The sequence below is a fragment of the Nostoc sp. UHCC 0252 genome (genome assembly GCF_034931145.1).
GTDB lineage: Bacteria > Cyanobacteriota > Cyanobacteriia > Cyanobacteriales > Nostocaceae > Nostoc.
Map to the genome: position 1 here is coordinate 38,550 of NZ_JAYGHE010000059.1, position 9,447 is coordinate 47,996.

Sequence of the window (9,447 nt, forward strand, 5' to 3'; positions counted from 1 at the left end):
AAAAGGTCAAAGTTCCGAGTTCAGAGGTCAAAGTTCCGAGTTCACCCATTCCCCATTCCCCATTCACAATTCAATTACTGCCTTAACTTGCATATTGGTTAAGGTGGCAGCTTTTTGGCTGGAGGCTTCATTTAGCCGGATATGAACTTCTACTACTCTGTTGTCGATATTGCTTGCGGGATCTGTGTTAACAACATTCTGCCGCCGCACTTGTAAGCCTTTGCGATCTACAATTCCCTGCAATTCAATCGGGAGGTAATCACCAAGTACTGTTACTTTCTGCCCGGAATGCACTTTGCCGATATCGCTTTCGTAGACTTCGGCTATGACATACATCTGGCTGGTTTGTCCGATATCAGCAATGCCATCATTTGAGACTAATTCGCCAGGATAGGTATGAATCTCAAATACCTGTCCATTTTGGGGCGATCGCACTTCAGCCTGTTTTAGATTAACTTTTGCTAGATTCATCGCTGCTACAGCCCGATTAACTTCTGCTTGGGCAGCTTTTACATCTACTCCTCGCACTTCAGCAATTTCATCAAGGGTTGCCGTAGCTTCTTTTACCTGTTGCTGACTAGTCGATTGGGTACGATTTAACTGTGCTTGCGCTTCTTGCAGGTTTTTCTGGGCGGTTTCCAAGTTTAAACGCTTGCTATCCCGTTGGGAGGCGGAGATTGCCCCCTTTTGATACAGATGCTGATAGCGTTCGTCTTCTGCTTGGGCATTACGCACTTCAGCTTGGAATCGCTCAATTGTTGCTGCTTGAACATTACTATTACCTTGGCGTTCTGCTTCTAAACGAGCGATCGCGGCTTTTTGGGCGGCAATTTCACCACGTTTCGCGCCTGCTTGGGTTCGGTTTAGGTTTGCCTGGGCGACTTTGACTTGTTCCTGCGCCTCTTGAAATTCTGCAATCAAGCGATCGCGGCTGTTCAAAATTGCAATTACCTGTCCTGCTTTTACCTTATCCCCCTCCTTCACCAATAACTTTTCTACCCGGCTTCCTTCCGCAGACACCGCAGCAGAGAGTTTAATTACCTTTCCTTGTGGTTCAATCCGCCCTAAAGCTGTTACCGTTGTTAACTGTGGCAATTGTGTTGCTGGCACTTGTATCTCAGGGTTTGCATAATTTTGCCAGCGTTTGACTATATAAAAACTTATTCCGCCAATCAACAAAGATGCAATTATACCTATCGCAACAGATGGACGCAGAATAGACTTAGGGAACGTTCTGTACCCTAATTTTGAGTTTCGCACCATAGATTACCTCTTAACTAGTGGCGCAGAAAAAACTGAGTGGATTAAGTTTTTATTCTTACTTCTTTTTTTTTAACTTTTCCTTTATTTGTTAATTAACTATTGTGGATTTATTGATTCGGAATTACTAAATGGAAATTATTGGAATTCCCCAAACTACTGCAATTTAGCTGGATAGGATAATATTAATTGGTTTTCCAGTCTTAAGAGAGTTATATTGCTGATAAATTAGTTTTGTTTTGTGAAAGTACTCAGATATAGTAAACGGTTTCAAAAGCACGCATTGTAACAGTGCCAACAATCAGAGATAAATTTAGTCAAAATTTCTGTCATGAAAAATAAATAAGTTGAACTTACTAATAAATCTCTTCAAATCTAATAACTTTATTATTTTTAATGATATATGGCAATCCTAAATCATTCATGAACAACGAGATCCCCGACTTCTTTAAGAAGTCGGGGATCTGGGGCTTTTTTACTGCCAGTGTTGGGGGATGTTCAAATTTTCCGGTAGGATTGTTGTGCGATCGCCAATTGCCTGTTCAATCTGCTGTAATTCTAGGTTTTCACATCCACTCAAGTTTGCCCTAGAGAGGTTGGCTTCATGGAAGTTGGCATCTTGCAGATTAGCCGTACTAAGTAACACACCTTCTAAGTTAGCTCCAGCAAGTTTTGCTCTTTGGAGGTTAGTGCCAATTAGGTTTGCATTTTGGAGGTTGCTACCTTCGAAGTTGATTTCAAAAAGGTTGGCATCACAAAGGATTGCTCCTTCTAAGTTGGCATCACAAAAGATTGCTCCTTCTAAGTTAGCATCACAAAGGATTGCTCCTTCTAAGTTGGCATCATAAAAGATTGCCTTTGAGAGATTTGCTTTTCTGAGGGCTACTCCTTGCAAATTGGCTTCAGGAAGGATTGCCTTTGAGAGATTTGCTTCATAGAAGATTGAACCGCAAAGATCGCTTAGTGATAAGTCTGCTTCCGAGAGATTTGCTCGTGTAAAATTGACCCATTGTAAATTAGCTCCTACGAGGATTGCCTTAGAAAGGTTAGCTTCGGTTAAGTCGGCATTACTGAGGTCTGTATTGCGTAAATTCAGTTTCTGATTTACCGGATCTTTATATGAATCGCGTCGTCCAATGACAGTTAAGGCTGTTTGAATATCTGTAGGAAGTTTTAATGGCCCTTGTAAACCTTTCTTATATTCCTGATTCACTGAGGAATTCTCGCGGATAAAAGCAGCGAGAATTTCCATAATTGTCCAGTGGTCTTTCTGAGAATCCTTAGCAATTTGCTCTAAAGCATAAATGGCAGCGAATCGCGTTTCAATTTTTTCATTTCCCAGTTGTTCAATTGCTTTACAAAAGCGTTCTGGAACAATCTCTTCTGGCGTTGCTTGCGTGTTTTTAATGCCAGTTACGATATTCTGATCCCAAGTTAGCGTTCCAGCAAGGAGTTGCGTTAACAAATTCTTCTTTTCATCTAGCGAAAGCCTGGAATTATAGTAAGCATTAGTAATTAATGTTAATCCTCCAATAATTATCGCAAGAGTCGTTAATGCTTGATTAATATATTCAATTTTTTCTTGATTTGAAAATCCTTCAATACCTGCAAATAATGAGAAAATAAGAGTTACAGAGAAAATAAATATAATTGAGATAAATACCAAAAAACTCGTGATTCCATTTGTCTTTATAAAAGATATGTCATAAGTCTTCATATTTGACTCCTTACGTAAATAGATTTAGGTTGATTTTAACGACCATCTTTAAATATCTGATAGAGTACAAATACGGAAGTACTTGACAAGTACTGAAATCTACTTAATGGAAATCATCTATAAAATGTATGAGTACTCCAAGTAAAAATATGCTCAATTGTCATTGCGAGCGAAGCGAAGCAATCGCAAGGGCTGGGATTGCTTCGCTTCGCTCGCAATGACGGGTTTTGGATCATTTATTTTTTGGAACACTCACGACAATTTATTTTTAAAACGTTTTCTGAACTGCGGAGGTTAGCGGTAAAAGCACAATATTGTGATCCATGAAAGGAAGCTAATCTATGCAATTTAAATGTTTCTAGAATAGTTTTAAATTTATAACGTTAACGAAGTTTATCTAATTACTCAGCTTTTGAAGAAATATCTAAACATCCGACTAAATTGGAAATCGCCACGAGCAATTCCTCTGGTGATACAGGTTTCACAATGTGCTGTTGAAATCCTGCTTTGATTGCTTGTTGCTGATTGATTTCGCCTGCATAAGCAGTCAGAGCGATCGCAGGAATCTTTTTTCCCCCTACTTGTGCTTCCAGAGTTCGTATCTGCTGCATCAGCATATAGCCGTTCATCTCTGGCATCCCAATATCGCTGAGTAAGATATCTGGCTTTGACTGGGCTAGCGCTTGTAGTGCTTCATCCCCTGATGCTACTGTAGTGACGATCGCTCCAAAATCCTTAAGCACAAAGCTGAAAAAGTCGCGGGTATCAGCATTGTCATCGACAATTAAAATCTGTAAACCCATGAGAGGCGAAACGGTAGAAACGGCAGTTACAGAATTAGCTTTTGTATCATCTTTGCTTGTTACACTGTCCTTGAGCAAGGGTAACTTAACTGTGAAGATAGCTCCCTCATTCTCGCCAAGACTTTCGGCTCGAATCGTTCCACCATGCATCTCAACTAAGTGACGAGCGATCGCTAAACCTAACCCTAAGCCACCAAACTTTCTAGTTGTTGTACTGTCACCCTGACGGAAATAGTCAAACACATGATGTAAAAAATCAGGGTGAATACCTTTACCTGTATCGCTGACAGTAATTTGGACTTGGGCATCGATGCATTCCAATTGCACATTTACTTTTCCCCCAATGGGTGTAAATTTGACGGCATTGGATAAAAGGTTCCAAAAGACTTGCTGTAAGCGGACTGAATCACCCAAAACTTTCCCTTGACGATCAAGCATCATCTCAATGTGAATACTTTTAGCCTCTGCTGCTAAACGTACTGTTTCCATTGCTGCTTCAATGGTAGATGCCAGATTGACTGATGTCATTTTGAGATTGAGTTTACCTTGGAGGATGCGAGAAACATCCAGCAAGTCATCAATTAATTCAGCTTGTAATTTAGCGTTGCGCTCAATGGTTTTAAGGGCTTTTTGGAGTGCTGTTTCATCAAATTTACGGCTCTGCAACAGTTTTGCCCAACCGAGAATAGGATTTAGAGGCGATCGCAATTCATGGGAAAGTACCGCCAAAAACTCATCTTTGATTCGGTTAGCCGCTTCTGCTTCCGTGCGTGCTAATTTCTCAAGTTGTAAAAGGCGATCGCGTTCTGATTCGGTGCGTTTGCGATCGCTAATATCAGTTAGCATTGCGATCGCGCCTAAAAACTCATTTTGTTCATTCAAAATAGCTCTCGCAGAAATCAGCGTCCAGATATAAGAACCATCTTTGCGACGCAATCGACCTTCTTTAAGATCGCTCCCTTCTTGATTGTGCCACTCCAGTTTCTCTTGGGCTGCTACCCCATCAACTTGATCGATAAAATAAAACATAGAACGACCGAACATTTCTTCTGCCGAATAACCCAACATCTCACAGAGCCGTTGATTTACAAACTCTGTTCGTGATTGAGAGTCAATCATCCAGATTCCCTCATAAGAGGTATCAACAATTCGGCGATACTTGGCCTCACTTTTTTGTAGCAACTCCTCTGCTTGGCGTAGCTCTCGGCGCTCTTTGGCTTCTCGCAATGCGCGTCGTACTGAGGGAACCAATCGCCCTAATCGTTGCTTTAATACATAATCGGTTGCACCATTCTTCAAAGCTTCGATCGCTAATTCTTCGCCCAATGCGGCAGAAACAAAGATAAAAGGAACCTCTGGAGAGCGATTTCGGGCAATTTCCAACGCAGAAATCCCATCAAAAGATGGCAAGGCATAATCAGCAAGAATTAAATCGAAAGCCTCTGTTTCTAGAGCAGCCAAAAAGTCAGCGCCGGTTTCGACTCTCATCAGTTCACAATCGATTCCCCCTTGGGCTAGCACCATTTGGGTAAGCTCTGCATCTAAGGGACTGTCTTCTAAAAGGAGGAAACGCAGGACATTCATCAGTTGCTCTCCTGTTGACGGTGAGGTGCAGAAGGTACGCCAAGGGGTGGCTGATTGATCACTGCCCAAAAAAGTCCTACACTTTTGATTGCATCGGCGAACTCATGATAATGCACAGGTTTGACCACATAAGCATTGACACCTAATTCGTAGCATCTAACTAAATCTGGCTCCTCAGCAGAAGAAGTTAATACTACCACTGGAATAACTCGCATTATTGGGTCAGATTTTAGTTGTGCCAACACTTCTAATCCATCAATTTTAGGCAGTTTCAAATCGAGCAGCACCACTACAGGATGCCCTTCCATTCGTAACCGGAACAGCCCCCGGCGATAGAGATAATCTAGGGCTTCTTCTCCATCACGTACCACTACTACTTCGTTGGCGAGATTATTTTCTGATAAGGCGGCTAATATTAATTCTGCATCGTTAGCACTGTCTTCAATCAGCAGAATTCGCTTGAGTTCTTTCATTCGCCCTCAACTTAGGTAGTGAAAAATATAAGGTGGCTCCGCTTTCAATTATGCCCTCTGCCCAGACTCGGCCATGATGTCGATGAATAATCCTCTGTACGTTAGCCAATCCAACACCAGTACCTTCAAATTGTGGGTCGCTATGGAGGCGTTGAAATACTCCGAATAGCTTGTGAGCATATCGCATATTAAAACCAACGCCGTTATCTTGGACAAAAAAGATAACTTCGTTTTCATTGTCAGTACTTCCAACAGTAATTTCTGCTGGATTTCTATTCTGGGTATATTTTACGGCATTGTCTATAAGGTTGCGAAAGACGAGCCGGAGCATGGAGGGGTCGCCTTGGACTTCTGGAAGTGACTCGATGTGCCAATTGATGTTGCGTCCTGCGGTTTCTGTTACCAAATCGCGTTTTACCTCTTGTACTATTTCCTCCATGTTGAGGTTGATGTAGCGCATTTCTGTGCGCCCCATCCGGGAAAATGTCAGCAATTCATCGATGAGTATGCCTGCTTGTTTGGCAGTTTCTGCAATTATTCTTAGATAGCGCTGACTTGTATCATCTAAGGTAGTTGAACTATGGCGCTTTTGCAGCAATTCGACAAATCCGGCAATGTGGCGAAAGGGCGATCGCAAGTCGTGAGAGACTGAATAGGAAAAAGATTCTAATTCTTTATTGGCAATTTCTAGTTGGCTGGTGCGCTCTTGAACCCGTTGCTCTAATATTTCGTTGATTTGTTGCTGGGCAGTTTCGGCAAGTTTGCGATCGTGGATATCTACACAGGAACCGATATAGCCGAGAAACGCTCCAGTTGCTGCAAACCGAGGCACACCTGTATCAAAAAGCCAACGGTATTGACCATCATTGCGTCTAAGGCGATATTCCATTTTAAAAGTTTGTCGGGCATCAAAGGCATTGACGTATGTATCTAAACAATACTGAAAATCATCGGGATGAACGCCTTCAGTCCATCCGTTGCCCATTTCTTCCTCCAGAGTCCGCCCGGTAAAGTCTAGCCAGGGTTTATTAAAGTAGTTGCAAAGTTTGTCAGTACCAGACATCCACACCAGTACGGGAGCGGTATCTGTCATTTGGCGAAAGCGGGCTTCACTTTCACGCAATGCTGCTTCGGCAAGCTTGCGATCGCGCAGCGCAGCTTGCTGTTCGCTAATGTCGGCGATCAGCCCCAGCATTTGCACTGCTTCCCCTTCAGAATTGTGATATATCTGACCCCGTGCCCAAATCCAACGTAATTCTCCATCTGCACGGCAAATGCGGCACTCAAAATCCCAAATATCTTGATTAATTAGTGCAGTTCGAAATTTGGCATCAACTAAAGGGCGATCTTCAGGTAAGACATGCTCCAAAAACATGGTGTAATTCCATTCGGGTAGCAGAGACTCGTAACCAAAGATTTGGTCGTGTCGTAGAGAACGGTTAGAAGTTTCGTTCCTTAAGTCCAGATCCCAGTCACCCAATCCTGCGGTTTGCAGGGCAAAATTTAGCCGCTCATTACTCTGGCGCAATGCTTCCTCTGCAAGTTTGCGTTCATGCAGCGCAGCTTGCTGTTCGCTAATATCAGTAATTAATGTTACATACCCTTCAACGGTTCCCTGTTTATCCAACTGAGGAACATAAATAACTTTAATGTAGCGTGTTCCAGCGTCTTTATAAGGAATTTCACCTTCAAAAGTTAGCTGTTTTCCTGCAAGTACTTGTTCCACATAAGGACGAACTACTTCATAAGCGGCTTCACCCATCACTTCCCAAAGATGCTTTCCATAAATTTCTGCCGCAGAATGCCCAAACCATTCTTCATAAGCTCGGTTATTAAAGCGGTAGCGCTGTTCTGAATCTACAAAGGAAATTAGAACTGGCAGTGTATCTGTAATCAAGCGAAGTTCTGTTTCTCGCTGCCGCAGTGCCTCTTCCATCTGCTTGCGGTTAGTGATGTCGCGCCAGCAATTGATTGCACCAATAATTTCACCTTGAGAATCCCGAACTGGTACTACATTAGCGCTGGCTATAATCCGGGTTCCATCAGGACGTTCAATGATGCACTCCTCATCGCAGATTGTTTCACCGTGGCGCGTAGCACGATACAAAGGTAGTTGTTTTGGGGTGAGGCGCGTTACACCATCAGCAAGAAACAGACCGTAGGACTGGGCGTAGTCGCTGGAAGTCATACCAACGAGGGATTCACCAGGTTTGCCCAAAAGCTCTTGGGCAAGTTTGCTGTTGGCAATGATTGGGAAATTAGGGGGGCCACCAGTGATGGTAATTCCCTCTGGGACGTGTTCTAAAAGCATTTGTAGGATGCTTTGGGCTTCTTCTGCTTGGCGGGTGCGACGCTGGGCTTCGGCTTCGGCAATTTTGCGATCGCGCAGCGCAGCTTGCTGTTCGCTCAAGTCAAGAACAAAACCAATAATTGTTCTATCTCCTTGCTGCACAAAGCCGATGAGAATGGGAACTTGAGAGCCATCTTTGCGAATATATTCCTGCTCAAAAGGCTTACAACTCCCAGTAATTCTCAGTTCTTCAATTGCTCGCTCGCTCACCTCAATATATTCAAGCGGAGTGATTTCGCCCCAGCGAATTCGACCAGAGCGCAAATCCTCGCGGGTATAATTTAGCATTTGCAAAAAGGCTTCATTGGCTTCAATAATCAAGCCGTTCAGATCAGCCGCAATTATTCCAATAATATTGGACTCTGTTAAGCGACCAAACCGTGCCTCACTTTCGGATAGTGACTTCAGACTTTCCTCAGCTTTATGTTGGGCTGTGCGGCGTGATTCGTTGAGCGAACTGATTAACCCTGCTGCTAACATGAAGACAATTAGGGGTACTAATCTACTCAGATTTGTAATATTTTGCGGATAGATTGGGTTGAAAAAGAAGTAGTTGATTGCCAAAGTAGACAAAGCTGTGGTGAGTAATCCCGGCCCCAAACCTCCGTACCAGGCACTCACCATCACCGCCATATAAAACAGCGTAGCAGGCGCTGGTCTGAGATATGGATTAAACAGCAGGGTTCCCGCCACTGCGAAGGCAACACATAGCAAAGCAATACTATAATCCAGTACTTGCTCTTTAATAATTGCGTCTTTCTTTTTATTGCCAGCAAAGATGTCTTTGCGTTCAGATGTCCTCACCCTATAAGTCATAACCTGATTTTGCTTTTGGAAAATACTGGTTTAGCAGCTTTTTGCCGGGTTCGCACATCTGCCTTAACATTTCGTCTATTAGTTTTAGCGCTGTCCGTGAAGGTGCTATATATCTATTTTCACACCGATTCACTGTTTTGGATGAGACTCCTAAAGCAGCAAACTGTTTTTGAAAAAGATTAAGTTGTTGCCGAAGATGCCGAACCAAATCTAAGATTCCCAGGCGTTTTATCACAGGCATCTTCTCTTTCTATTCTTACAGCACGACTACGATAGGACACCTATCTTATTGCTTGTCTCTGGCTTAGGGGATATTTCTCACGCCAAGCTGCGATCGCGATGACAATTATTTAACCGAACATGATATTACCTGTCCCTTATATTTCTGGGCAGGCAGGATACCCACCCCATAAGACAATACGCTTGGGTTAAACTCGCAAAAGC

At 43.0% G+C, this 9,447-nt stretch carries 6 protein-coding genes; all 6 read right to left on the reverse strand.

What is annotated here, in order from left to right:
• Nucleotides 1-63 precede the first annotated feature (63 nt).
• The gene (locus VB732_RS26155; protein WP_416235777.1) at nucleotides 64-1,260 is read right to left on the reverse strand and encodes an ABC exporter membrane fusion protein; all 1,197 of its coding nucleotides are present in this window, start codon (nucleotides 1,258-1,260) and stop codon (nucleotides 64-66) included.
• 475 nt (nucleotides 1,261-1,735) lie between these two features.
• Nucleotides 1,736-2,977 (reverse strand): pentapeptide repeat-containing protein, encoded by a 1,242-nt coding sequence (locus VB732_RS26160; protein WP_323233801.1) that lies wholly within the window; start codon nucleotides 2,975-2,977, stop codon nucleotides 1,736-1,738.
• Nucleotides 2,978-3,378: 401 nt separating this feature from the next.
• Nucleotides 3,379-5,364, reverse strand: coding sequence for a response regulator (locus VB732_RS26165; RefSeq protein WP_323233802.1), 1,986 nt, complete (start codon nucleotides 5,362-5,364; stop codon nucleotides 3,379-3,381).
• Nucleotides 5,364-5,837, reverse strand: a complete 474-nt coding sequence (locus tag VB732_RS26170) for a response regulator (protein WP_323233803.1) — start codon at nucleotides 5,835-5,837, stop codon at nucleotides 5,364-5,366. The genes VB732_RS26165 and VB732_RS26170 overlap by 1 nt, the downstream gene beginning before the upstream one ends.
• Nucleotides 5,806-9,003 (reverse strand): PAS domain S-box protein, encoded by a 3,198-nt coding sequence (locus VB732_RS26175; protein ID WP_323233804.1) that lies wholly within the window; start codon nucleotides 9,001-9,003, stop codon nucleotides 5,806-5,808. The genes VB732_RS26170 and VB732_RS26175 overlap by 32 nt, the downstream gene beginning before the upstream one ends.
• A complete protein-coding gene (locus VB732_RS26180; RefSeq protein ID WP_323233805.1) occupies nucleotides 8,993-9,244 on the reverse strand; it encodes a helix-turn-helix transcriptional regulator in 252 nt (83 codons plus the stop codon). Before VB732_RS26180 ends, VB732_RS26175 begins: the two co-directional genes overlap by 11 nt.
• Nucleotides 9,245-9,447: the final 203 nt, after the last annotated feature.

What these genes read in the sequence shown, in the direction of transcription:
- VB732_RS26180 (WP_323233805.1), bottom strand. Translation starts at nt 9,244, where the DNA reads ATGCCTGTGATAAAACGCCTGGGAATCTTAGATTTGGTTCGGCATCTT.
- VB732_RS26170 (WP_323233803.1), bottom strand. Translation starts at nt 5,837, where the DNA reads ATGAAAGAACTCAAGCGAATTCTGCTGATTGAAGACAGTGCTAACGAT.
- VB732_RS26175 (WP_323233804.1), bottom strand. Translation starts at nt 9,003, where the DNA reads ATGACTTATAGGGTGAGGACATCTGAACGCAAAGACATCTTTGCTGGC.
- VB732_RS26160 (WP_323233801.1), bottom strand. Translation starts at nt 2,977, where the DNA reads ATGAAGACTTATGACATATCTTTTATAAAGACAAATGGAATCACGAGT.
- VB732_RS26165 (WP_323233802.1), bottom strand. Translation starts at nt 5,364, where the DNA reads ATGAATGTCCTGCGTTTCCTCCTTTTAGAAGACAGTCCCTTAGATGCA.